Origin of the sequence: Streptomyces sp. MNU89 (genome assembly GCF_020982505.1) — a bacterium.
Taxonomy (GTDB): domain Bacteria; phylum Actinomycetota; class Actinomycetes; order Streptomycetales; family Streptomycetaceae; genus Streptomyces; species Streptomyces xinghaiensis.
Window position 1 is genome coordinate 323,704 of sequence record NZ_JAJKLL010000001.1, and the last position, 24,963, is coordinate 348,666.

The window sequence follows — 24,963 nt, forward strand, 5'->3', positions numbered from 1 at the left end:
GGAGGAAGGCGCGTCGTGGTTCTCCGGCAGGTGTGCGCCGGTGCGGTTTCCCGGAGGGCGCCGGTGCGGTAAAGGACAGCACATGTCTCAACTCCTGTGTCCCAGAGGTCTCGTGTCCCGTTCCGGTGTGCGTGCCCGGCCGGTGGCCGCGGCCGCCGCCCTGCTCGTCCTGGCCGCCGGCGCGCCCGCCGCCTCGGCCGCCCCCTCCGCCGCCACCGGCCCGGACCGGGGCCGGGAGCCGCGCGCGCCCCGGGAGTTCGTCGATCTGCGGTCCGTCGACCGGACGGTTCTGCACGACATCCGCTACGCCACCCGGCACAACTTCGTCGGCGACCGGATCGACGGCTACCGCAAGCCGCTGTGCCTCCTCACCGAGCCGGCCGCCCGGGCGCTGAAGAAGGCCCAGCGCGCCTTCCGGGCGCGCGGTTACTCCCTGAAGGTCTACGACTGCTACCGCCCGCAGCGGGCGGTCGACCACTTCGTGCGCTGGGCCGAGGATCCCGGCGACCAGCGCATGAAGCGGGAGTTCTACCCGGAGGTCGACAAGTCCCGGCTGTTCGAGGACGGCTACATCGCCGAGCGTTCCGGGCACAGCCGGGGCAGCACCGTCGATCTCACCCTGGTGCGGCTGCCCGCCGGGAAGACCGGCCCCTACCGGCCCGGTGAGCCGCTGGTGCCGTGCACCGCGCCGCGCGAGGAGCGGTTCCCGGACAACTCCGTGGACATGGGCACCGGTTACGACTGCTTCGACACCCTCTCCCACACCCTCGACGAGCGTGTCCAGGGCGAGCAGCGGCGGAACCGGCTGCTGCTGAAGAAAGGGCTGGAGCGGGCGGGTTTCGTCAATTACCCCCAGGAATGGTGGCATTACACGTTCCGGCCCGAGCCCTTCCCCGACAGCTATTTCGACTTCCCCGTGGACCGGCGCTCGCTGTCCGGCCGCGGCCGTTCGGAGGAATAGCCCGGCGGCCCGGCCCGGTGGAAGGCTCTCCGGCGGTCCACTGGGGTGCGCCGGGCCGGGATCGCGCCCGGGACGACGCCTGCTGGAGAGTGCCGTAGTCGATCACGGCGATGTCTTCCTGCCGGAGGAGCGCGGTGGCTTCCGGTGATGTCAGGCGGGAGGGCACGTCCTCCCTGGCGTTCAGCGGCCCTCATCGGTGGTGGGGCGTGTCGCGGAGTCGCAGGTGACGATGAGCGTCCTGGCCTCGGAAGGGAAGATCCCGGCAGCGCACTCGACCGCATCGGGGGCAAGGCCCGGAGGCATGTCCGTCCACGACGGCGGTGTGGTCCCCGTGGTCGGGAACCCGCGCGGCCATGTCCGGTGCGGGGAGGGACACCCCGGGAGACCGGGGGCCGGCCGGTCCGCGCCGCTCGGTGCCCGCGGAGGCCGGTACGGGCGGGCGGCGGCCCGTCAGGTGGTGACGGGCTCCGGCTGGTCGGAGGCGAAGGCCATGGCGTGCTCGACGACGGAGATCAGCACCTCCTTGGCGGAGGCGCGCTCCCGCACGTCACAGAGGATCACCGGGGTGCCGGGGGTGAGGTCGAGGGCCTCGCTGACCACCTCGGGCGGGTAGCGGTCGGCGCCGTCGAAGCAGTTGACGGCGACGGTGAACGGGATGCCGCGGCGCTCGAAGTAGTCGACGGCAGCGAAGCTGTCGCTCAGCCGGCGGGTGTCGGCGAGGACGACGGCGCCCAGCGCGCCCTGCGCCAGTTCGTCCCAGAGGAACCAGAACCGGTCCTGCCCCGGGGTGCCGAAGAGGTACAGCACCAGATCGTCGCGGAGCGAGATCCGGCCGAAGTCCATGGCGACGGTGGTGGTGCGCTTGCCCTCGACGCCTTCGAGGGAGTCCACCGGCCGCCCGACCTCGGTGAGCATCTCCTCGGTGCGCAGCGGCTTGATCTCGCTCACCGTGCTCACCAGGGTCGTCTTGCCGACGCCGAAGCCGCCCGCCACCAGGATTTTCAGCGTGACGGGCTCGACGGCGGCCGCGCTGCGGCGTTCAGAACGCCCGAAGACCATCGATCTGTTCCTCCGTGTCATAGGGGACGCAGGCCGGAGTGGTTCCGCGGGGCCGCCGGACCGGCCGTCCGGCGCCCGCGGGCCGGGTCTCCGGCCGCGGTGACGGATCGGCGCCGCGGTACGCGGAACCGGGCAACTCCCCCGGGGCATGCGATCGTTCCCGATGGACTGTAGTCCGGGCAAGTGTCCGGCGTGTCACCGCCTCCGGTGATACGGGCCCGGCGCGGTGCCGGAGAGAGGGCGTGCCGGACATCGAGGGATTCGCCGGGCACGGCGTCGGGCGGCCGGGCCCGGCCGCGGTCAGTCCGTCTCCAGCGGCACGCGCCAGGTGACGGTCGTGCCGCCACCCGGCGTACCGGTCAACTCGAAGGAACCGCCGAGCTGTTCGGCCCGCTCGGTGAGGTTGCGGAGTCCGCTGCGGCGGCCCTCCTCCGCGGGGATGCCCACTCCGTTGTCGGAGACCGACAGGACGAGTTCCGTGGCGGTCACCTTGACGGCGACGTCGGTGCGGGTGGCCTGGGCGTGCCGGGCGGCGTTGGACAGGGCCTCCCCGAGGACGGCGACCGCGTGGTCGGCCACCTGGCGGGGCACCTGGGTGTCGAGCAGGCCCTCCATGCGCAGGCTCGGCGGGAAGCCCATGGGTCCGGCGATCTCGCCGACCGCCTGCGCGATCCTTGCCCGCAGATTGTGGCCCTCCCCCGGCTGGCGGGAGCGCAGGCCGAAGATCGTCGAACGGATGATCTTGATGGTCTCGTCCAGGTCGCCCACCGCCCGCACCACGCGCTCCGAGGCGCCTTCGTGCTCGATGAAACGGGCGGCGCTCTGCAGGGTCATGCCGGTGGCGAAGAGCCGCTGGATGGCGAGGTCGTGCAGGTCTCTCGCGATCCGGTCGCGGTCCTCCAGCAGCGCGATCTGCTCGGCGTCCTGCTGCCGCTCGGCGAGCTCCATCGCCACCGCGGCCTGTCCGGCGAAGCCCAGCAGCGGCTCCGTCTCCTGGTCGCTGAAGGCGAGCCGGTCCTTCTCCCGGACGAGGAGGAGCACGCCGCGGACGCCGGTGGCGGTGCCGATGGGCACGGCCACCGCGGGGCCGAGGCCGACGAACCGTTCGGGCCCGGCGGAGACCCTGGGGTCGCCGGCGGAGTCGGCGCTGGTGACGGGGACGGCTTCGCGGAAGGCGAGCCCGCACAGGCTGGAATCGATGGGCAGCACCAGACCGCGGTGGACGTCCGACTCCCGGCCGATCGCCAGCTCCACGGAGAGATTGGTCCCGTCGCCGACCGGCAGGGCGACGACGGCCAGGACGGAGGACGTTATCTCCCGGGCGCGCTCGGCGATCCTGCCGAGCACCTCGCCGCGCGGCCGGCCGGAGAGCAGTTCGTAGGTGACCTCGCCGCTCGCCCGCAGCCAGCGCTCGCGCTGCCGGGACTCCTCGTACAGCCGGGCGTTGTCGATGGCCACACCGGCCGCGACGGCGAGGGTGGACAGGACGGCCTCGTCCTCGTCGTCGAAGTGCCCGCCGCCGCGCTTCTCGGTGAGGTACAGATTGCCGAAGACCTTGCCGCGGACCCGGATGGGGGTGCCGGCGAAGCTGTTCATCGGCGGGTGGTTGGCGGGGAAACCGTAGGAGGCGGAGTGGTCGGAGAGCTTGGCCAGCCGCAGCGGCTCCGGGTTGCGGATGAGCTCGCCCAGGATGCCGTGGCCGGCCGGGTACGGGCCGATGGCGGCGATCTCCTCCTCGCTGAGGCCGACCGTGAGGAACTTCACCAGCCCCTTGCCGTCCTCGCTGATCACGCCCAGGGCCGCGTACTCGGCGTCGACCAGGGCCGCGGCCGCCTCGACGATGCGCTGGAGCACCCCCTCCAGATCGAGCTCCCGCCCGACCGACAGCACGGCCTCCAGCAGGTGGTGGACCCGGTCCCGGGTGCCCCGGGCGGCGTCGATCCGGGCCTGCAGCTCCTCCAGCAGTTCGTCCAGCCGCAGCTGCGGCAGCCGCACCACACCGCTGTCCTCGGCGCTTCCCACCCTGTGCTCACCTCCACATGGTCCCGGCCGGCCGATCGCCGGCCGGGGTCACGCCTCCCACGGTATCCGGACCACCGGGGTCTCAGACACGTTCCCACCCACGCCGGGGGCCGCGGGAGCCCAGCTGGACGTCGCGGCTGCGGTAGACGATGTACGGACGGGTGAGGTAACCGAGCGGAGCGGTGAGCATGTGCACGAGCCGGGTGAAGGGCCAGGCGGCGAAGAGGGCCAGCGCGCTGAGGGCGTGCAGCTGGAAGAGCACGGGTGCGCCGGCCATCAGGGCGGGGTCGGGCTGGAAGAAGAAGATGCCTCGGAACCAGGGCGAGATGGTGGTGCGGTAGTCGTAGCCGCCGCCGACGACGTTCGCGGCCACGGTGGCGACGAGCCCCAGGACGATGGCGAGCACCAGCAGCAGGTACATGAACTTGTCGTTGCGCGTGGTGGCCAGGAAGACGGGGCCGACGGTGCGCCGCCGGTAGACGAGGATGGCGATGCCGGCGAGGGTGCTGATCCCGGCGATGGTGCCCAGCACGACGGCCGTGACGTGGTAGGTGTGCTCGCTGATCCCGGCGGCCTCGGTCCAGCTCTTGGGGATCACCAGCCCGCCGATGTGGCCGATGAGCACCACCAGGATGCCGAAGTGGAAGAGAGGGCTGCCGATCCGCAGCAGCCGGCTCTCGTGGAGCTGGGAGGAGCGGGTGGTCCAGCCGAACTTGTCGTAGCGGTAGCGCCAGACGTGGCCGGCGACGAACATCGTCAGGGCGATGTACGGCAGCACCACCCAGAGGAAGATCTCCGGGGCGCCGGACTGTCCCGCGGCGGTCTCGGCGGCCAGGGCGCGCAGGGGCCCGGGTGACGTGGCGGGGGGAATCATCGGCGGCCTCCGACGGGGTCGGGCATGAACTGCGGGGTGTGAAGGGGGCCAGGCCGACCTCTTCCTCTGGCGGGCCCTCGGCGGCGAGCCGGGCGACGGCCTCCCGCTCGTTTCCGCGGAGCGGGGGCAGGGTGGCCGAGACGGAGTCCAGGACGTGCGACCAGGGCGCCTCCGCGTCGCGCAGGGCGAGGCGCAGCAGTTCCAGCCCGGCGCGGTGGTCGAGGAGCAGGGTGCGGCCCGCCTCCGGGTGCTGGGCGGCGAATTCCAGGACGACGGCGAGGTGGTCGGGGAGTTCGTCGTCGGTGAGGCGCAGTCCGGCCCGGGCGTACGTCTGCTTCAGCCGGAGGAGGGCGACGCCGCGCTTCCGGGTGTCGCCGTGGGCGTAGTACGTGAGGAACGGGCAGCAGCGCTTGCGGTGGTCGAAGACGGCCACGTAGTCGGCGGCCAGCGAGGTGAGCGGGGTGGCGCCGGCGTGGTCGAGGAAGCGGAGGAGCGGGGCACCGGCCGCCTCCGGCAGGGCCCCGGCGGCCCGCCGGGCGAGCCGGGTGTGCTCCGGGAAGCCGTCCTCCGGGTAGGCCAGCAGCAGGGACTGCACCTGCCAGGCCACCGGGATCCAGGGGGTGACGGAGCCGCTCACGGCCGGTCCTCCTTGCGCTCGGGGCCGCCGGCGGCGTCCGGGCCGCCGGATCCGGTGCCGGAGGTCTCCGGGCCGCCGGAGGTGTTCGGGGAGGATCCGCGTTCGTCGCTCTCCGGCGGGAAGAGTCCCTCGGGGTGCCCCTTGCCGTCCCAGTTGAGGAGGTTGACCCGGGCGGTCTTGTCCCCGGGGGAGGCGACGCTGTCGGAGGTCTGCCGGTCGCGCAGCGCCTGGTAGTTCTCCACGGCGATGGGGCTGGCGCCGCCGGACGCCTCACCGAAGGGACCGGAGCCGCCCGGCAGGCCGGCGCCTCCCATGCCGGGGCCGCCCTCGTAGTCGAGGCTGCACTCGGTGGCGAGTTCCTCCAGGTTGTGCGCCTGCTCCGCGTGGGCGGGCGGGATGACGTAGCGCTCGTCGTACTTGGCGAGGGCCAGCAGCCGGTACATGTCGTACATCTGCTCCTCGCCCATGCCGACGGCGGCGGGGATGGAGCCGTCCGGGTCGCGGCCGAGGTTGATGTCGCGCATGTAGGCGCGCATGGCGGCCAGCCGGTGCAGGACCGCGTCGACCGGGGCGGGGTCACCGGCGGTGAAGAGCCGGGCGAGGTAGTCGACGGGGATGCGGAGCGCGTCGATGGCGGCGAAGAGGTTGCCGGAGTCCTCGGCGTCGTAGCCGGTGTCGCGGACGACGTCGACGACCGGGGAGAGCGGCGGGATGTACCAGACCATGGGCATGGTGCGGTACTCGGGGTGGAGCGGCAGGGCCACCTTGTAGGTGTTGATGAGGGCGTGGATCGGGGAGCGCTGGGCGGCCTCGATCCAGTCGCGCGGGATGTCCGCCTTCTCGGCCTCGGCGATGACCTCCGGGTCGTTCGGGTCGAGGAACACCTCGCGCTGTGCCTCGTAGAGCCCGGTGTCGTCGGGAGTGGAGGCGGCTTCGAGGACCTTGTCGGCGTCGTAGAGCACCAGGCCGATGTAGCGGAGCCGGCCGACGCAGGTCTCGGAGCAGACGGTGGGCAGCCCGACCTCGACGCGCGGGAAGCAGAAGGTGCACTTCTCGGCCTTGCCGGTGCGGTGGTTGAAGTAGATCTTCTTGTACGGGCAGCCGGTGACGCACATCCGCCAGCCGCGGCAGCGGTCCTGGTCGACCAGGACGATGCCGTCCTCCTCCCGCTTGTAGATGGCGCCGGAGGGGCAGGAGGCGGCGCAGGACGGGTTGAGGCAGTGCTCGCAGATGCGCGGCAGGTAGAACATGAAGGTCTCTTCGAACTGGAACTTGACCTTCTCCTCGATGCCGGCGAGGAGCACGTCCTTGTCGCCGTGGTCGGGGGAACCGCCGAGGTCGTCGTCCCAGTTCGCCGACCATCTGATCTTCATGTCCTTGCCGGTGATCAGCGACTTGGGGCGGGCGACGGGGGTGTGCTCCTGGAGCGGGGCGTTGGTGAGCGTCTCGTAGTCGTACGTCCAGGGCTCGTAGTAGTCGTCGAGGCTGGGGAGCTTGGGGTTGGAGAAGATGGTGATGAGCTTCTTGAACCGGCTGCCGGCCTTGAGCCCGAGGCGGCCGCGCTTGTTGAGCTCCCAGCCGCCGCGCCAGGTCTCCTGGTCCTCGTAGCGGCGGGGGTAGCCCTGGCCGGGGCGGGTCTCGACGTTGTTGAACCAGACGTACTCGACGCCGCTGCGGTTGGTCCACGCCTGCTTGCAGGTGACGGAGCAGGTGTGGCAGCCGATGCACTTGTCGAGGTTCATCACCATCGCCATCTGTGCCATGACGCGCATCAGTACTGCACCTCCTGGCCGCGGCGGCGGATGACGGTGACCTCGTCGCGCTGGTTGCCGGTGGGGCCCAGATAGTTGAAGGCATAGCTCAGCTGGGCGTAGCCGCCGATGAGATGGGTGGGTTTGACCAGCAGCCGCGTGAGCGAGTTGTGGATGCCGCCGCGCCGCCCGGTGGTCTCGGTGCGGGGCACGTCGATGAGCCGGTCCTGTGCGTGGTGCATGTAGACGGTGCCCTCCGGCATCCGGTGGGAGACGATGGCGCGGGCGGTGACGACGCCGTTGCGGTTGACCGCCTCGATCCAGTCGTTGTCGTGGATGCCGAGCTTGGCCGCGTCCTCCTGGGCCATCCAGATGTTCTGCCCGCCCCGGGAGAGGGAGAGCATGAAGAGGTTGTCCTGGTACTCGGAGTGGATCGACCACTTGTTGTGCGGGGTGAGGTAGCGCAGGGTCAGGCCGGTCTCGCTCTGCTCGCCGAGCCGGGGCTCGTCGAACAGGGCGTGCATGTTGAGCGGGGGCCGGTAGACGGGCATCCACTCGCCGAGTTCGGCGATCCAGTCGTGGTCGAGGAAGAAGTGCTGGCGGCCGGTGAGGGTGTGCCAGGGCTTCAGCCGTTCGACGTTGATGGTGAAGGGCGAGTAGCGGCGGCCGCCGGACTCGGAGCCGGACCACTCCGGGGAGGTGATGACGGGGACGGGCCCGGCCTGGGTGTCGGCGAAGGTGACCTGCTTGCCCTCGTGCTCGCCGGCCAGGTCGGCGAGCCGGCCGCCGGTGCGGGTCTCGACCTGGCGGAAGCCCTGGGTGGCGAGATGGCCGTTGGTGGTGCCGGAGAGGGCGAGGATCGCCTCGCAGGCCTGGACGTCGCGGGCGATGGAGGGGCGGCCGTCGGCGTGGCCGCCGCGGACCGTGCCGTTCTTGCGGCGGAGGTACTCCAGTTCCCGTTCGTACTGGAAGGTGACGCCCTTGGTGGTGGCGCCCAGGGTGTCCAGGAGGGGCCCGAGGGCGGTCATCTTGTCGGCGACGGCCGTGTAGTCGCGTTCGACGGTGATGAGCTTGGGCATGGTGCGGCCGGGGACGGGCTCGCACTCCCCCGCCTTCCAGTCGCGGACCCGGCCGTGCGGGTTGGCCATCTCGTCGGGTGTGTCGTGCAGCAGGGGGGCCGCGACCACGTCCTTGACGGTGCCGAGGTGGCCGGCGGCGAGGGTGCTGAAGGACTTGGCGATGGTGTTGAACGCGTCCCAGTCCGTCCGGGTCTGCCACGGCGGCGGGATCGCGGGGTTGAAGGAGTTCACGAACGGGTGCATGTCCGTGGTGTTGAGGTCGTGCTTCTCGTACCAGGTGGCGGCGGGCAGCACCACGTCGGAGTAGAGGGTGGTGCTGGTCATCCGGAAGTCGAGGGTGAGCAGCAGGTCGAGCTTGCCGGTGGGTGCCTCCTCGTGCCAGGTGACGTCGCGGGGCGGGCACCGGGCGGGGCCTCGGTGGCGCGGACGGAGGAGTCGGCGCCGAGGAGGTGCTTGAGGAAGTACTCGTTGCCCTTGGCGGAGGAGCCGAGGAGGTTGGCCCGCCAGATGGTGAGGACGCGCGGGAAGTTCTCGGGCGCGTCCGGGTCCTCGCCGGCGAAGCGGAGGTTGCCGGACTTCAGTTCGCCGACGATGTGCTCGGCGGGTTCGCGGCCGGCGGCGGCCGCCTCCTCGGCGAGGGTGATCGGGTTGCGGTTGAAGGTGGGATAGGACGGCATCCACCCCATCCGGGCGGACTGCGCGATGACGTCGGCCGTGGACTTGCCGGTGAAGCTGCCGCCGGCCGTGGTGGCGGAGAGGGCGTCGGCGCCGAAGGGGTCGTAGCGGAACTGGTCGGAGTGGAGGTACCAGTACGCGGTCTGGATCATCTGCCGGGCGGGCCGGTTCCAGTCGGAGGCCGTGGCCAGGGCGGAGTAGCCGGTGATGGGCCGGACCTTCTCCTGGCCGACGTAGTGCGCCCAGCCGCCGCCGTTGACGCCCTGGCAGCCGGTGAGGGTGGTCAGGGTGAGGAAGGCGCGGTAGATGGTGTCGGAGTGGAACCAGTGGTTGGTGCCCGCGCCCATGACAATCATCGAACGGCCGCGGGACTCCTCGGCGTTGGCCGCGAACTCCCGGGCGATGCGGGCCGCCTGCTCCCCCGGCACCCCGGTGATCCTCTCCTGCCAGGCCGGGGTGTACGGCAGTTCGGAGTCCGCGTAGCCGGTGGGCCACTCGCCGGGCAGGCCCGCACGGCTCACGCCGTACTGGGCCAGCAGCAGGTCGTAGACCGTCGTCACCAGGCGGCCGCCGATCCGGCGGACGGGGACGCCGCGGCGCAGCCGGCCCGCCGAGCCGTCGGGGGTGTCGAAGCGGACGAGGTCGACCTCCACCGGCGGCTCGCCGCCGCCGTCGGCACTCAGCAGCGGGTCGGTGTCGCCGAGGTCGAGGTTCCAGTGGCCGGCGCCCGACTCGCCGAAGCGGTGGCCCAGGGAGCCGCCGGGCACCACGGGGCGGCCGGTGGCGGCGTCGAGGAGGACGGTCTTGAAGTCGGCGTTCTCGGCCGCGGCCTCCTCGCCGTCCAGATCGGCCGCGGTGAGGAACTTGCCGGGCTTGTAGGCAGGCCCCCCGGCGCCGGTGCCCTCTCCGGTCTCCTCCAGGGCGACCAGGTAGGGCAGGTCGGTGTAGCGCTTGACGTAGTCGGTGAAGTAGGGGGTGGAGCGGTCGGTGAAGAACTCCTTGAGGACCACGTGGCCCATGGCCATGGCCAGCGCGCCGTCGGTGCCGGGGCGGGCGGGCACCCACTCGTCGGCGAACTTGACGTTGTCGGCGTAGTCGGGCGCGACGGCGACGACCTTCTGGCCGCGGTAGCGCGCCTCCGCCATCCAGTGCGCGTCGGGGGTGCGGGTCACCGGGAGGTTGGAGCCCCACATGACGAGGTAGCCGGCGTCCCACCAGTCGCCCGACTCGGGCACGTCGGTCTGGTCGCCGAAGACCTGCGGGGAGGCGACGGGCAGGTCGGCGTACCAGTCGTAGAACGACAGCATGACGCCGCCGACGAGCGAGTAGAAGCGGGCGCCGGCGGCGTGGGAGACCATCGACATCGCGGGGATCGGCGAGAAGCCGGCGAGCCGGTCGGGCCCGTACTCCTTGATGGTGTGCACATGGGCGGCGGCGATCAGCTCGGCCGCCTCGGCCCAACTCGCCCGGACCAGGCCGCCCTTGCCGCGTACGGACTTGTAGCGGCGGGCGCGCTCCGGGTCGGAGACGATGTCGGCCCAGGCGAGCACGGGGTCGCCGAGGCGCTGCTTGGCCTCCCGGTACATCTCCAGCAGCAGGCCGCGGATGTACGGGTAGCGCACGCGGGTGGGCGAGTACGTGTACCAGGAGAAGGCGGCGCCGCGCGGGCAGCCGCGGGGCTCGTACTCCGGGGAGTCGGGGCCCACCGAGGGGTAGTCGGTCTGCTGCGACTCCCAGGTGATGATGCCGTCCTTGACGTACACCTTCCAGGAGCAGGAGCCGGTGCAGTTGACCCCGTGGGTCGAGCGGACCACCTTGTCGTGGCTCCAGCGGTCGCGGTAGAAGTCGTCCGCCTGCCGGCCGCCGATCCGGTGGAGCGTACGCTTGTCGTCTGAGACCTCGGCGCGGGTGAAGAATCTGCGGGTTCCGACCAGGGCGTCGGCCAGTTCACCGTCCAGGCCCGGTGCCGCGCCATCCCGGTTCCGTCCCTTGCTCCTCGTCCTCGCCATGGCGTCCTTTTCCCGGGCACGTGTACCCGTGCGTCGTACGGCGGTTCGGAACTGCGAGCTCCGCCGCCACCCAACGACACATCACGCCATGACGCAAGATCCCCGTCCGCGTGTCCACCGGCCTCCTGACGCCATCAGCGCTGGTGAACACGGAGGGGAATGGGCCGCTGCCCGGGGGTGTGGGGTCAGGTGGCCGGGAGCCGGGTGCCCACCCGGCCGCGCACCGCCTCGACCGCTTCCCACTCCTCGGTCCCCAGCAGGGCCAGGGCGGCGGGGAAGACGCCGTCCTGTTCCTTGAGGATGTGGTCGCGCAGGACGGCCAGGGCCTCTTCGAGGCGCTGTGGCCAGGACGGGTCGGCGGGGACCGGGGCGCCGGGGCCGTCCGGGCCCTCCGCGGCGTCCGGGTCGCCGGCCTCGGCGAGGACGGCCTCGAGGCGGCGGTGCTCGTCCTCCAGCGCGGCGATCTGGTCCGGGAAGTCCGCGGTGAGCGCGGGGAACAGGCCGTGCTCCTCGACCTCGGTGTGCGGGCCGAGGACACCGGCGATGCGCCGGGCGGTGGCGGCCATGCGGCGCGGGTCGCCGTCGCGGCGGGCCTCCCGCACCTCGGCGATCATGGTGACGACGAGGTCGTGCTCGCGGGTCAGCTCGTCGATGGACGTCAGCGACTGGCAGCCGCAGTACTCGCACATGGGGTCGGCTCCTTCGGTGTGCCGGTGTGCCGTGGGGGCGGGGGTACCGGGGGTGGTGTTTCCGTGCCGGCGCGGTCAGGCGCCGTGGCCGGAGATCTCGGCCCGGACCTTGGTGACGGTGTAGAGCAGAGCCGCCGCGGACACCACTGCGAGCAGCACCAGACCGATGGCGTAACTTCCCGTGGCCCCGTAGACGGCGCCCATCACGAGCGGCGGCACGAAGCCGCCCAGACCGCCGGCCGCGCCGACCACGCCGGTGACCGATCCGACCCGCTCGGGCGGGGTGATCAGGGCCACCAGGGCGAACACCGCGCCGCTGCCGATGCCCAGGGCCGCGGCCATCGCCAGGAAGGCGAGGGTGCCGATCGGCATCAGCTCCGGGGTGAAGGACTGGACTACGGCTCCCGTGGCCACCACGCCCAGGGCGCCGGCCAGCACGCGCACCGGACCGAGGCGGTCCGAGAGCCAGCCGCCCACGGGGCGCATCAGCACGGCCAGCAGCACGAATCCGGCCATCCGGTTGGCGGCGTCGGCGGGCTCCAGTCCGTAGGCGGTCCTGAGGTAGACCGGCAGATAGACCGAGAAGGCGACGTAGCCGCCGAAGGCGAGCGCGTACAGACCGGACGCCTGCCACGTCGCGACCAGCCGCGCGGTGACCGCCAGCCGGCTCAGCATGGAGCCGCCGGACACCGTACGGCCCGGGACGTCCCGCAGCACGAGGAAGGCGACGGCGGCGTAGACGGCCAGGGCGACGGCCGTGATGACGAAGGGCGCGGCGGTCCCGTACTCCTTGACCAGGTTGACCGTGGTCAGCGCGCTGATCGCGGTGCCGCCCATGCCGGCGCCGAAGACGCCGACGGCCAGACCGCGGCGCTCGGGCGGAAACCAGGAGTTGACGAAGGGGACGCCGACGGCGAAGGCCGTTCCGCCGATGCCGAGGAAGAAGCCGCCGATCAGCAGACCGGCGAAGGTGGTGTGCCCGGCCAGCCCCAGGTAGAGGACGGGGACGATGGTCGCGGCGGAGACCAGGGGGAACATGACCCGGCCGCCGTAGCGGTCGGTGAGGGCGCCCACCGGGATACGGCCGACCGAGCCGACGATCACCGGGACCGCGACGAGCAGGGACTGCTCGAACGAGGAGAGGTCCAGGATCTCCTGGAAGCGCGGCCCCAGCGGGCTGAGCAGGGCCCACGCCCAGAAGTTGAGGGCGAATCCGAGGGTGGCCAGGGTCAGCATCAGCCCGCGCGGCCCGGGCGAGGCTCCGGTGCCGGACGGCGGGGGTGCTGCGGTGGCCGCTCGCGAGGCGTCGTCCATAGGGGTGTCCGCATCCCTCGTGTGGCTGTCAGTGGTCATCGTGTCCCCGGCTGTCGTTCGAAAGGAGAAGGACGGGGAAGCTCCGGGGCCGCGGTGGGTTCCGTATGGGTGCCCTCCGGCCGCGGGAGTCATCCCCGTGCGGTCCAGGATCTTCACTCTTCCGAAAACCGGTAAGGGACCATTGGGACCGTCGCGGGGGCCGTGTGGTCTCCGGTTTCCCCGATGACGTGGGGTCCTGTGGGAGAACGGGCGGCCCGGGGCATGTTCCGGGAGGGCGAGTGTCGGCGGCATCGCACCGGGCGGGCCGGGCAACGGGCCCGTGTCCGGGGACCGGGCCGCGCGAGGTGTCCGCGGCCGTGGACGACGCGGAGGGCGGCGCCGGTTACGCGTGCGCGGAGGGGCGCCGGGGAGGGATGGGGCGCCGGGGAACGTGAGGGCCCCGAGGAGCGCCGGGGAAGTGACGGCGCGTCGCGCAAGCGGGAACGGGGCCGGGGTGCGGGCAGGCTCCCCATGCGAACGGGCCGCCGGTGGCGGCCCGTTGTGCGGGGTCGGTCGAGCCGGTTGAGCCGGGGCCGCCGGGGCATCGGGCGGCGGCCCCGGCGGCTTCACCGGCCAGGCGTGTCAGTGGTGGCTGAGGCGGAGGCGCCAGGCCTCCGGTCCGCGCTCCAGGTACTCCACCGAGAAGACCCCCGGGTTGCGGTCCTCGATCTGGGCCAGCAGCGGCTTGGGGTCGTGCGGGGCGACCAGCACCATCGCCCGGCCGGCCGGGACGGCCCCGAGCGCGCCGAACACGGTGGCGTGACGGATCGCGTGCGGGACCTCGCGGACGTCGAGTTCGGGGTCGGCCTCCTCCTCGGTCCCGCCGCAGGTGCAGTGGCCGCCGCAGCCGCCGCCCGCCTCCTCACCGTCCTCGCCGTGCTCGTGGCCCCCGAGCAGCTCGTGCATCCCCGCGAGCAGTTCCGCCAGCGAGACCTCGGTGGACCCCGCGATCAGCGGCAGGACCAGGTTGTTCTCCTTCTCCAGGTGCTCCTCGAAGAGGACTTGGAGGGCCCGGCCCTCGGCGGCCGCGTGGACCGCGGTGGGCGCGGAGCGGACGGCGGCGACGAGCCCGGCGAGCCGGCGGTGCTCGGCGAGCATGCCGTCGACGAGCAGCCGGGCCTCCTTGGTTCCGTGGGCGGCCGGGTAGAGGGCCTCCTCCTCCGCTGCGGCGTGCGGGAGGAGTTCGCGTTCGCAGAAGGCGGCCAGGCTCGCCCGGGCGGCCTCCGCGCCGGCCGGGTTGCGGGCGGCGGTGTCGAGGAGGACGGAGACCCGTCCGGCCAGCTCACCGGCCAGGTGGGTGTGGTGTGCCTCGACGGCCTCCACGGCGGCGGCGTCCTCGGGGTCCGAGGCGAGGGTGACGGTGTTCATGGCGCTTCCTCCAGCGTTGGCGGCCGGCCGGTTCCGGCCGGGTCCGGTGCCTGCAATATACTCCGGACATGTCCGTGAAAAATAAGGGTCCCCAGCCGGGTGGCGGATCGGACGGCCGGCCGCCCCTGTCGCGCCGGCGCGGTGCCGTGCTCCAGCAGCTGCGCGGCCAGGCCGGTTCCGTCACCGTCACGGCGCTGTCCCGGCTCTGCGGCCTGCACACCAACACCGTCCGTGAGCACCTCGACGCGCTGGTCGGCGCCGGGCTGGTGGTGCGCGAGCGCGCCCCGGCCGTCGGCCGCGGCCGTCCCGCGTGGCAGTACCGCGCCCGGCCGCCGCAGCAGTCCGCCGTACGCGAGTACGCCGGGCTGGCCACCGTGCTGGCCGGGCAGATCGCCCGTTCCAGCGCCGATCCGCGGGCGGACGCCCTCGCGGCCGGTGAGGAGTGGGGCCGCGCCCTGCTCTCCGGCGCGGAGCCCGCCCGGTCGACGGAGGACGCGCGCGGGCGGGTGCTGAACCTGCTGGGCGAGATCGGTTTCGCGCCGGAACCGGACGAGGACGGCCACGGGGCGCGGCTGCCGCGCTGCCCGTTCATCGAGGCCGTCCGCGAGCACCCGGGCGTGATCTGCTCGGTCCACGCCGGGCTGGCCAGGGGCGGCATGGCGGCGCTGGGCGGCGATCCGGACCAGGTGGAGTTGCTGCCCTTCGCGGAACCCGACGCCTGCCGGCTGCGGCTGGGCGTCCCGCCCGCGGCAGCTGACGGAGCGGACGAGCCGGCCGGACGCGAGGGAGCCCCCGGCCCGGCGGACGGCGAGGAAACCCGGTGAGCGGCCCGGGGCGTGCGGAGGCCCGGAACGCCGGGGCGCGGCGGGCCTTCCTGCTGCTGCCCGCCGGGCTGGCGCTGCTGCTCGGGCTGAACGCCGCCCTGATGCTGCTGGAGCTGCCCGCGCCGCTCACCGTCGAACGGCTGCCCGAGGTGCACGGCATGCTGCTGGTCCTCGGATTCGCCGGAACGCTGGTCGCCCTGGAGCGGGCCGTCGCCCTGGGCGAACGCTGGGCGTATCTCTCACCGGCCTGCCTCGGCGCGGGCGGTCTGCTGCTCGCCACGCCCGTGGACATCCGCGCCGGACGGCTGCTGCTGGTGGCCGGTACGGCGCTGCTGCTCGTCCTGTACACCCGCTTCTGGCGGCGCCTGCCCGGCGCCGCGCTGCCGGCGCAGGGGGCGGGCGCGGTGGCCGCGCTCGGAGCGGCGCTGCTGTGGCTGGGCGGGCTCGACGTTCCCCGGCTGCTGCCCTGGCTCGCCGCCTTCCTCGTGCTGACCATCGCCGGTGAGCGGCTGGAACTGGCCCGGGTGGCCCTGCTCGCGCCGCGTACGGAGAACACGTTCCTGGCCGCGGCGGGTGCCGTGCTCGCCGGGGCCGTCGTCACCCTGCTGTGGCCGGCGGCCGGCACCGCGCTGCTCGGCGCGGCGCTGCTCGCGCTGGTCGGCTGGCTCACCGTGTACGACGTGGCCCGCCGGATGCTGCGCTCGACGGGCCTGCCGCGCTTCTCGGCCGCCTGCCTGCTGGCCGGCTACGCCTGGCTCGCGCTGGCCGGGGCGCTGTGGCTGCTGGGCGGTCCGGTGGCGGAGGGGCCGCGGTACGACGCCGTGGTGCACGCCGTCTTCCTGGGCTTCGTCCTGTCGATGATCATGGCGCACGCGCCGGTGATCCTTCCCGCCGTGCTGCGCCGCCCCCTGCCGTACCACCGGGTGCTGGCGGGGCCGGCCTGGCTGCTCCATCTCTCGCTGGCCCTGCGCGTCCTGGTCGGGGACCTGCGGGAGACCGAGGCGGCCTGGCGGCTCGGCGGGGCGCTGAACATCGCCGCCGTGCTGCTCTTCGTCGTCTCGGCCGCGACACTCTCGGTCCGCGCGGGACGCGCGGGACCGGGAGCACGGGCGGGACGGGCGGGACGGGCGGAGTCCGGGACGGGCAACCGCCGCGCCGGGGCCCCGGTTCGGGGACTCCGGTTCCGAGGGGTCCCGCTCCGAGAGGTCCCGTTCCGGGGCGGCCCCGTTCCCCGGCGCGGCACCGGAGCGGGCCGGCGGCACGGCGGCCGGCTCCGGGCGCGCCCGCCCCGCTCCCGGCACACCGGATCCCGTCCCGGGCGCACCGGATCCCGCACCCAGCTCACCGGGCCGCGGGCCCGGCACCGAGCACCCGGAGGTCCCGCGGTGACTCTGCTCTCCTCTGCCCCGTCGCCCGGACGGCCGCCCGCCGCCCCGGCGCGGCCCTCCGCCCGCGCCTCCTGGCATCTGGGGGTGAACGCCCTCGTGGCGGGCTGGCTCGGCCTGTTCGTCGTCGGGGTGTTCGTGCACCCGTTCGTGCCGGTGGCCCGCTGGCTGCTGGTGCATCTGCTGCTGCTCGGCGCGGTCAGCAACGCGATCGTCATCTGGTCCGGCCACTTCGCGGCGTCGGTGCTGCGGCTGCCCGAGGCCGACCGGGGCGCCCCGGCGGCGTGGCGGCTCGGGGTCCTCAACGCGGGAGCGGCCGCCGTGGTCACCGGCATGGTGACCGGGATGTGGCCGGTGGTCCTGGCGGGCGGCGGCGCGGTCGGGGGCGCCGTGCTGGCGCACGCGGTGTGGCTGGTGCGGCTGCTCAAGCGGGCGCTGCCCGCGCGGTTCTCCATGACGGTGCGCTACTACGTCGCCGCCTCGTCGATGCTGCCCGCGGGTGCCGTCCTGGGCGTTCTCATGGCGCGCGGCGGCCACCCGGACGAACTCGCGGCGCGGATGCTGGTGGCCCACGAGTTCGTCAATCTGCTCGGCTGGGTCGGCCTGACCATCGCCGGAACGCTGATCACCCTCTGGCCGACCATGCTGCGCACCCGGGTGGCCGACGGGGCCGAGCGGGCCGCGCGGCGCGCCCTGCCCCCGCTGGTGGCCGGAACGGCCCTGGCGGCGGCCGCGGCGCTGGCCGGACCGCCGCCGGCCGCCGCGGCCGGGGTGCTGCTGTACGCGGCGGGGCTGGTGCTCGCGGGCGCGCCCTGGCTGCGCGAGGCCCGGGGGAAACCGCCGCGTGCCTTCGCCCCCTGGTCGGTGGCGCTCGGGTGCGTCTGGCTGGCCGGGTCGCTGGTCGCCCTGGCGGCCGTCCTGGTCACCGCTCCGTCGTGGGCCGCCGTCGCGGAGCGCACGCCCGCGCTGACCGCCCCGCTCGCCGCCGGGTGGATCGCGCAGGTGCTGCTGGGCGCGCTCAGCTTCCTCGTGCCGGTGGTCCTCGGCGGCGGGCCCGCCGCCGTACGGGCGGCCACCGCCGGTCTGGAGGGCGCCTGGGCGGCCCGGCTGACCGCGGGCAATGTGTCGCTGCTGCTGTGCGTGCTGCCGGTGCCCTCGACCGTCCGGGTCGTCTGTTCGATGGTGCTGCTGTGGGTGCTGGTGCACTTCCTCGTGCTGCTCGTCCGCACGGTGCTGCGGAGCCGGAAGGCCCGCCGCTCCCCGGCTCCGGACGGACCCGCGCCCGTTGCCGCGCCGCTCCCCGGACCCCCCGCCGGCCCGGACCGGCACCGGCTGCTCGGCGGGGTGGCGGCCGGACTGGCCGTCGTGGTGCTGGCCGTGGCGGGCGGCGCGGCCCTGGACACCCGTTCGCTGCCGGTCCTCGCCACCTCCGCGGCGGCGACCGAGGACGGCGGCGAGGTCACGCCGACGGGCGAGACCACCACCGTCGAGGTGACGGTGAGGAACATGCGGTTCACCCCCGCGGACGTGGACGTCCCCGCCGGGGACCGGCTGGTGGTGGAGTTCCGCAACACCGGCACCGACCAGCACGACCTGGTACTGGAGTCCGGCAAGCGCACCGGGCGGCTGGCGCCCGGGGACCGGGAGACGCTCGACGCGGGCGTCATCGGCCGTGATCTGGAGGGCTGGTGCTCGGTGGTGGGGCACCGGCAGATGGGCATGGTCTTCGCCGTGAACGTCACCGGCGGCGGCACGGACGGCGACGGCACCGCCGCCGGCGGGAAGGATTCCGGGGACCCGGCGGGCTCCGGCCACACCGGGCACACCGGGGGCGGTGAGGACACGTCGGCGGGCGGTGCGGCGGAGGACTTCGACGCGATGGCGGAGCCCGCCGAGGGGTTCGAGGCCCGCGACGCCGTGCTCCCGCCCGCCGCCGGCGGAACGGAACCCCGCACCCACCGGCGCACCCTCACCGTGCAGGAGACGGAACGCGAGGTGGCCCCGGGCGTGCGGCAGACGCTGTGGACCTTCGGGGGCACCGCGCCCGGTCCCGTCCTGCGCGGACGGGTCGGCGACACCTTCGAGATCACACTCGTCAACGACGGTTCGATCGGGCACTCGATCGACTTTCACGCCGGGGCGCTGGCCCCGGACCGGCCGATGCGCACCATCCAGCCGGGCGAGTCGCTGACCTACCGGTTCACCGCCGAGCGCAGCGGGGTGTGGATGTACCACTGCTCGACGATGCCGATGTCCGCGCACATCGCCAACGGCATGTTCGGCGCGGTGGTCGTCGATCCGCCGGATCTGCCGGAGGTCGACCGCGAATACCTGCTCGTGCAGTCCGAGTCCTACCTCGGGGCGCGGGGAGGAACCGCCGACATGGGCAAGATCGCGGCGGAGAAGCCGGACGCGGTCGTCTTCAACGGCTATGCCAACCAGTACGCGCACGACCCGCTGACCGCGCGCGTCGGCGAGCGGGTGCGGGTCTGGGTGCTGGCGGCCGGGCCGAACCGGGACACCGCCTTCCACGTGGTCGGCGGCCAGTTCGACACCCTGTACGAGGAGGGGAGTTACCGCCTGCGGCCCGACGACCCGGGGAAGGGCGGCGCCCAGGTTCTCGGACTCGCCCCCGCCTCGGGCGGCTTCGTCGAACTGGCCTTCCCCGAGGCCGGCACCTATCCGTTCGTCTCGCACCGGATGACCGACGCGGAGCGGGGCGCGAAGGGGGTGTTCGAGGTCCGGCGCTGACCCGGAGAGCCGGGACACGGGCCGGGGCGGTGCGGACTCGCGGAGGTCCGTACCGCCCCGGCTCGTCGCGTCACGCTCATGCGTACTGCGTTCAGGCGTCGTGCGTCATGCGTCATGCGTCGTGCGTGGTGCGTGGTGCGTGGTGCGTTCGTTCGTTCGTGCTGCGTCATGCGGACGGGCGGTACGCGCCGTCTCCGCGCGCACCGCCCCGTCGCCCCCGTCCCGTCCCGGCCCGGCCCGTGGGCCGCTGCGTCTCAGCCGGCCGGGGCCAGGAGCTCCGCCAGGTCCTCCTGGTACGGGAAGGAGCCCGGCCGGTAGCCGCACCACGGCTCCTCCGCGTACGGGTCGCCGGTGACCCCGTAGGCGCGCGAGCGCGAGCCGCCGCAGACCCGGCGGAACTCACAGGCGCCGCAGCGGCCGCCCAGCCGGTCCGGGTCGCGCAGACCGGTGAAGAGATCGGACTCCCGGTAGATCGTGGCCAGGTCGCGCTCCCGCACGCTGCCCGCGCCCAGCGGCAGGAAGCCGCTGGGGTGCACGGTCCCCAGGTGCGAGACGAAGACGAAGCCGCGCCCGGCGTTGACGTCCAGCGGCGGGCGGCGGGCGTTGCGGACGGCGGTGTGCAGCCCCAGTTCCCGGGAGCGGTCCCGCAGCTTCTCGTACAGCGGGCCGAGTCCGAGCACGGCCACGTGGTCGGCCTCCCGGCGCTCCAGGACCCGGCGCTGGAGCACCACCCGCCGGAAGTGGTGCGCCTCCGTGGTCTTGGCGGGCACCGTCAGTCCCACGTCGTACACGAAGTTGAGGACGTCCTCGGCCTCCTCCGGGGTCAGGGCCTGCAGCAGCCGGCCGCGCCCGGTGGGCACCAGGAAGAAGGCGCTCCACAGCATCGCCCCGTGCTCCCGCACAAGGGCCACGACGTCGGGGAGGTCGAGCAGATTGCCGCGGTTGACGGTGGTGTTGACCTGGACCTTCATCCCGAGGCTCCGGGCGGTGTCCCAGGCGTCCAGGGTCCAGCGGAAGACTCCGGGCACGCCGCGGAAGCCGTCGTGCAGTTCGGCGGTGGAGCCGTCCAGGCTGAGCGAGAGGCCGGCGCAGCCCGCCTCGCGCAGGGCGGTCAGGTTCTCCGGTGTCAGGGTCGGGGTGCCGGAGGGCGAGACGGCCGTCGGCACGCCGAGCGAGGTGCCGTACGCGACGAGGTGCCGCAGGTCGGGCCGCTGGAAGGGATCGCCGCCGGTGATGACGAAGAGCGGCGCCGGGCGGCCGAACGCGGCCACCTGGCGCAGCAGTTCCTCGGCGGCCTCGGTGTCCAGTTCGCCGGGGTTGCGCCGGGTGACGGCCTCGGCCCGGCAGTGCAGGCAGGCCAGCGGGCAGGCCCGGGTGGATTCCCAGATCACGATGAACGGCCGCTCGGCGACGTTCTGGTGCTGTCTGCGGAGCGCGCGGGGTCCGTGCGACGGGGCGCGGCCGGGTGCGGGCGCGACGGCCGCACCCGCCCCGCCGGCCGCTGCGGCGCCGGGCACGCTGCCGCCGGCCGGTCCGTGATCGGTCATGGTTCGGTCCCTCCTGGAAGGCATCCGGCCCAGCATGCTCACCGCCCGCCTCCCGCGGCAGCGGCCGTCCGGGGGCCGGCGGCCGGGACCTTGGTCCTCTCCGCGCGGTCCCATCAGCCCCGGCCGGGCCCGTGCCGGAGGACCTACCGGACGTTCCCGGGGGACCATCGGGCCCTGCTGGGGGCACTTGTCCGCGATCTAGTTTCTGGCGCATGGCGAACGAGAGAACCGCAGATCCCGGCGGAGATGCCCCCGGCCGCAACTGGCCCCTGTCCGCACGGCGACTGCTGACGCGCGGTGAGGTGTCCGCGGACGGGCGGGCGGTGTACGGCGAGAACGACCCCCGGTGGGAGGACTTCTACCGGGGCCGCTGGGCGCACGACAAGGTGGTCCGCTCCACCCACGGGGTCAACTGCACCGGCTCCTGCTCCTGGATGGTCTACGTCAAGGAGGGGCTGATCACCTGGGAGCACCAGGCCACCGACTACCCGTCGATCGGTGCCGACTGCCCCGAGTACGAGCCGCGGGGCTGCCCGCGCGGCGCCTCGTTCTCCTGGTACACCTACTCCCCCAGCCGGGTCCGCTACCCGTATGTGCGCGGCACGCTGCTGACGATGTGGCGGGAGGCCCGGAAGCGGCTGGGCGACCCGGTGGCCGCCTGGGCGGAGATCACCGGGGACCCGGCCAAGGCGCGGGCGTACAAGCGGGCGCGCGGCAAGGGCGGGCTCGTCCGCGCCGACTGGGACGAGGTGGCGGAGCTGATCGCCGCCGCCCATGTGCACACCGTCAAGGCCTACGGTCCGGACCGCACCGCCGGCTTCTCCCCGATCCCCGCGATGTCCATGGCGTCCTTCGCCGCGGGCACCCGCTTCCTGTCGCTGATCGGCGGCACGCTGCTCTCCTTCTACGACTGGTACGCCGACCTGCCGATCGCGTCCCCGCAGTCCTTCGGCGACCAGACGGACGTACCGGAGGCGGCCGACTGGTGGAACGCCGGCTATCTCGTGATGTGGGGCTCCAACATCCCCGTCACCCGCACCCCCGACGCGCACTTCCTCACCGAGGTCCGCTACCGGGGCACCAAGGTGGTGGCGGTCGCCCCCGACTACGCCGACAACGTCAAGCACGCCGACGAGTGGCTGGCCCCGCACCCGGGCACCGACGGCGCCCTGGCCATGGCGATGGGGCATGTGGTCCTCAAGGAGTTCCTCGTCGACCGCGAGGTGCCGTACTTCCGCGACTATCTGCGCCGTTACACCGACGCCCCGTTCCTGATCACCCTTCGGGAGCACGGCGGCTCCCTGGTGCCGGACCGCTTCCTGACCGCCGCCGACCTGGGCGAGGGCGGGGAGCACCCCGAGTTCAAGACCGTGCTGCTGGACGAGACCACCGGCGAGCCCGTGGTCCCCGGCGGCTCGCTCGGCTTCCGCTGGGGCGAGCAGGGCAAGGGCAAGTGGAACCTGGAGCTGGGCGACACGGTGCCCGCGCTCACCCTGCAGGAGCGCGCCGAGGACCGGGTGGAGGTGACCCTCCCCCGCTTCGACGAGGGCGCGACCGAGGGAGGCTCCTCGATGGTCCGCGGGGTCCCGGTGCGCCGGGTCGGCGGCCGGCTGGTGACGACCGTCTTCGACCTGATGCTCGCCCAGTACGGCGTGAGCCGCGAGGGCCTGCCCGGCCGCTGGCCCACCGGTTACGAGGACGCCTCCGAGCCGTACACCCCCGCCTGGCAGGAGACGGTCACCTCGGTGCCGGCCGTGCAGGCCGCGCGCATCGCGCGGGAGTTCGCCCGCAACGCGGAGCGCACCGAGGGCCGCTCGATGATCGCCATGGGCGCGGGGACCAACCACTGGTTCCACTCCGACACCATCTACCGGGCGTTCCTGGCGCTCACCACGATGACCGGCTGCCAGGGCGTCAACGGCGGCGGCTGGGCGCACTACGTCGGCCAGGAGAAGGTGCGCCCCGTCACCGGGCTGCAGCACCTGGCGTTCGCCTTCGACTGGCAGCGGCCGACCCGGCACATGGCCGGCACCTCCTACTGGTACATGAACACCGACCAGTGGCGGTACGAGGCGTTCGGCCCCGAGGAGCTCTCCTCGCCGCTCGGTGAGGGCCGCTTCACCGGCCGGGCGTTCGCCGACTGCCTCGCCCAGGCGGTGCGGATGGGCTGGACCCCGGGCCATCCGGCGTTCGACCGCAACCCGCTCGACCTCGCCGACGAGGCGAAGGCCGCCGGCCGCGACGTCCCCGCCCACGTGGTGGACCAGCTGAAGTCCGGCGAGCTGAAGTTCGCGGCGGAGGACCCGGACGACCCGGCCAACTTCCCGCGCGTCCTCACCGTCTGGCGGGCCAACCTGCTGGGCTCCTCCGGCAAGGGCAACGAGTACTTCCTCCGCCACCTGCTGGGCGCGGACTCCGCGGTGCGCTCTGCGGAGACCCCGCCCGACGGCCGCCCGAAGGAGGTGACGTGGCACGAGGAGGCCCCGGAGGGCAAGCTCGACCTGATGGTCTCGGTGGACTTCCGGCTGACCTCCACCGGCCTCTTCTCGGACGTCGTGCTGCCGGCGGCGACCTGGTACGAGAAGGACGACCTGTCCAGCACGGACATGCACCCCTTCGTCCACGCCTTCACCCCGGCCATCTCCCCGCCCTGGCAGGCCAAGACCGACTACGACACGTTCCTGGCCATCGCCGACCGGTTCAGCGAACTGGCGAAGGACCACCTGGGGACCCGCACCGACGTCCTCGCGGTGCCGCTCACCCACGACACCCCGGACGAGCTGGCGCAGCCCGGCGGCATCGTGCGGGACTGGAAGACCGGCGCGTGCGAGCCGGTGCCGGGGCGCACCATGCCCAAGCTGGTGACGGTCGAGCGCGACTACGGGGCCGTGGCGGACCGGATGCGGGCCGTCGGCCCGCTGCTGGACACCCTGGGCACCACCACCAAGGGCGTCACCGTCCATCCCAACCGCGAGATCGGTGAACTGCGGCGGCGCAACGGCACCGTGCGCGGCGGCGCGGCCGACGGCCGGCCGTCGCTGGCCACCGCCTCCCACATGTGCGAGGCGATCCTCGCCCTCTCCGGCACCACCAACGGCCGCCTGGCCACCGAGGGCTTCCGCGCCCTGGAGGAGCGGACGGGCACGGAGCTGGCGCATCTCTCGGCGGAGCGGGAGGGCGAGCGGATCACCTTCGCCGACACCCGCAGCCAGCCGCGCGCGGTGATGACCTCGTACGAGTGGTCCGGCAGCGAGACCGGGGGGCGGCGCTACTCGCCGTTCACCATCAACGTCGAGCAGCGCAAGCCCTGGCACACCCTCACCGGCCGGCAGCACTTCTTCGTCGACCACGACTGGATGGCCGAACTGGGCGAGCAGCTCCCGGTGTTCCGCCCGCCGCTGGACGCCCGCCGCCACTACGGCGACGAGCACCTCGGCGAGGACGGCCGGGCGGAGGTCACGGTCCGCTATCTGACCCCGCACTCGAAGTGGTCGATCCACTCGGAGTACCAGGACAACGCGTACATGCTGGCGCTCTCCCGCGGCGGCCCGGTGATCTGGATGAGCTCCGCCGACGCCGAGCGCACAGGCGTCCGCGACAACGAGTGGGTGGAGGCGTACAACCGCAACGGCGTCGTCGCCGCCCGGGCCGTGGTCAGCCACCGGATGCCCGAGGGAACGGTGTACATGTACCACGCCCAGGACCGCACGGTGAACGTGCCGAGGACCGAGGTCAGCGGCAAGCGCGGCGGCACCCACAACGCGCTGACCCGGCTGCTGCTCAAGCCGTCCCATCTGATCGGCGGCTACGCCCAGTTCACCTACGCCTTCAACTACTACGGCCCGACCGGCAACCAGCGCGACGAGGTCACCGTGATCCGCCGCCGTGCCCAGCAGGTCGACTACTGATGGCCGGCGCACGGACCCCCGCCCCACGGATCGCGGACGCCCGGACCCCCGGCGCCCAGAGCGGAGCAGCA

At 73.4% G+C, this 24,963-nt stretch carries 12 protein-coding genes and 2 pseudogenes; 4 read left to right on the forward strand and 10 right to left on the reverse strand.

The window, feature by feature from the left end:
- The first annotated feature begins 82 nt into the window (after nucleotides 1–82).
- Complete coding sequence (locus tag E4N63_RS01530) at nucleotides 83–961, forward strand: M15 family metallopeptidase (protein WP_230239693.1); 879 nt, start codon at nucleotides 83–85, stop codon at nucleotides 959–961.
- 450 nt (nucleotides 962–1,411) lie between these two features.
- On the opposite strand, the gene E4N63_RS01535 is transcribed toward E4N63_RS01530, so the two are convergent.
- The 9 genes and pseudogenes from E4N63_RS01535 to E4N63_RS01575 form a co-directional block, all read right to left on the reverse strand.
- Nucleotides 1,412–2,020, reverse strand: coding sequence for an ATP/GTP-binding protein (locus E4N63_RS01535; RefSeq protein WP_019708246.1), 609 nt, complete (start codon nucleotides 2,018–2,020; stop codon nucleotides 1,412–1,414).
- 300 nt (nucleotides 2,021–2,320) lie between these two features.
- Nucleotides 2,321–4,042 carry a GAF domain-containing protein gene (locus tag E4N63_RS01540; RefSeq protein WP_125625412.1) on the reverse strand — a complete coding sequence of 574 codons (1,722 nt, stop codon included), beginning with the start codon at nucleotides 4,040–4,042 and terminating at the stop codon, nucleotides 2,321–2,323.
- Between the two features lie 82 nt (nucleotides 4,043–4,124).
- Nucleotides 4,125–4,916: a respiratory nitrate reductase subunit gamma gene (gene narI / locus E4N63_RS01545; RefSeq protein ID WP_125625414.1), complete on the reverse strand. Its 792-nt coding sequence runs from the start codon at nucleotides 4,914–4,916 to the stop codon at nucleotides 4,125–4,127.
- Between the two features lie 205 nt (nucleotides 4,917–5,121).
- Nucleotides 5,122–5,553, reverse strand: a pseudogene (gene narJ / locus E4N63_RS01550) (nitrate reductase molybdenum cofactor assembly chaperone); the annotation flags it as partial.
- Nucleotides 5,550–7,325 (reverse strand): nitrate reductase subunit beta, encoded by a 1,776-nt coding sequence (gene narH, locus E4N63_RS01555; RefSeq protein WP_125625417.1) that lies wholly within the window; start codon nucleotides 7,323–7,325, stop codon nucleotides 5,550–5,552. The pseudogene narJ and the gene narH, both read right to left, overlap by 4 nt.
- Nucleotides 7,325–11,067, reverse strand: a pseudogene (locus tag E4N63_RS01560) (nitrate reductase subunit alpha). Before E4N63_RS01560 ends, narH begins: the two are co-directional and overlap by 1 nt.
- Nucleotides 11,068–11,252: 185 nt before the next feature.
- Nucleotides 11,253–11,756 carry a hemerythrin domain-containing protein gene (locus E4N63_RS01565; RefSeq protein WP_230239694.1) on the reverse strand — a complete coding sequence of 168 codons (504 nt, stop codon included), beginning with the start codon at nucleotides 11,754–11,756 and terminating at the stop codon, nucleotides 11,253–11,255.
- Nucleotides 11,757–11,831: 75 nt separating this feature from the next.
- On the reverse strand, nucleotides 11,832–13,070 hold the full coding sequence (locus E4N63_RS01570) for an MFS transporter (protein WP_125625421.1): 1,239 nt from the start codon (nucleotides 13,068–13,070) through the stop codon (nucleotides 11,832–11,834).
- Between the two features lie 621 nt (nucleotides 13,071–13,691).
- Complete coding sequence (locus E4N63_RS01575; protein ID WP_125624571.1) at nucleotides 13,692–14,477, reverse strand: DUF2249 domain-containing protein; 786 nt, start codon at nucleotides 14,475–14,477, stop codon at nucleotides 13,692–13,694.
- Between the two features lie 68 nt (nucleotides 14,478–14,545).
- Here E4N63_RS01575 and E4N63_RS01580 point away from each other — a divergent pair, with 68 nt between their 5' ends.
- A complete protein-coding gene (locus E4N63_RS01580) occupies nucleotides 14,546–15,301 on the forward strand; it encodes a metalloregulator ArsR/SmtB family transcription factor (protein WP_125624572.1) in 756 nt (251 codons plus the stop codon).
- Complete coding sequence (locus E4N63_RS30880) at nucleotides 15,298–19,437, forward strand: multicopper oxidase domain-containing protein (protein ID WP_230239695.1); 4,140 nt, start codon at nucleotides 15,298–15,300, stop codon at nucleotides 19,435–19,437. The genes E4N63_RS01580 and E4N63_RS30880 overlap by 4 nt, the downstream gene beginning before the upstream one ends.
- 254 nt (nucleotides 19,438–19,691) lie before the next feature.
- Here E4N63_RS30880 and E4N63_RS01590 read toward each other — a convergent pair whose 3' ends face one another.
- Nucleotides 19,692–20,984, reverse strand: coding sequence for a TIGR04053 family radical SAM/SPASM domain-containing protein (locus E4N63_RS01590; protein WP_230239696.1), 1,293 nt, complete (start codon nucleotides 20,982–20,984; stop codon nucleotides 19,692–19,694).
- Nucleotides 20,985–21,196: 212 nt separating this feature from the next.
- On the opposite strand from E4N63_RS01590, the gene E4N63_RS01595 reads away from it, so the two are divergent.
- On the forward strand, nucleotides 21,197–24,892 hold the full coding sequence (locus E4N63_RS01595; protein ID WP_125624574.1) for a nitrate reductase subunit alpha: 3,696 nt from the start codon (nucleotides 21,197–21,199) through the stop codon (nucleotides 24,890–24,892).
- Nucleotides 24,893–24,963 lie beyond the last annotated feature (71 nt).

Coding starts and splice junctions, on each gene's coding strand:
- E4N63_RS01530 (WP_230239693.1), top strand. CDS start 83: ATGTCTCAACTCCTGTGTCCCAGAGGTCTCGTGTCCCGTTCCGGTGTG.
- E4N63_RS01535 (WP_019708246.1), bottom strand. CDS start 2,020: ATGGTCTTCGGGCGTTCTGAACGCCGCAGCGCGGCCGCCGTCGAGCCC.
- narI (WP_125625414.1), bottom strand. CDS start 4,916: ATGATTCCCCCCGCCACGTCACCCGGGCCCCTGCGCGCCCTGGCCGCC.
- narH (WP_125625417.1), bottom strand. CDS start 7,325: ATGCGCGTCATGGCACAGATGGCGATGGTGATGAACCTCGACAAGTGC.
- E4N63_RS01565 (WP_230239694.1), bottom strand. CDS start 11,756: ATGTGCGAGTACTGCGGCTGCCAGTCGCTGACGTCCATCGACGAGCTG.
- E4N63_RS01570 (WP_125625421.1), bottom strand. CDS start 13,070: ATGGACGACGCCTCGCGAGCGGCCACCGCAGCACCCCCGCCGTCCGGC.
- E4N63_RS01575 (WP_125624571.1), bottom strand. CDS start 14,477: ATGAACACCGTCACCCTCGCCTCGGACCCCGAGGACGCCGCCGCCGTG.
- E4N63_RS01580 (WP_125624572.1), top strand. CDS start 14,546: ATGTCCGTGAAAAATAAGGGTCCCCAGCCGGGTGGCGGATCGGACGGC.
- E4N63_RS01590 (WP_230239696.1), bottom strand. CDS start 20,984: ATGACCGATCACGGACCGGCCGGCGGCAGCGTGCCCGGCGCCGCAGCG.
- E4N63_RS01595 (WP_125624574.1), top strand. CDS start 21,197: ATGGCGAACGAGAGAACCGCAGATCCCGGCGGAGATGCCCCCGGCCGC.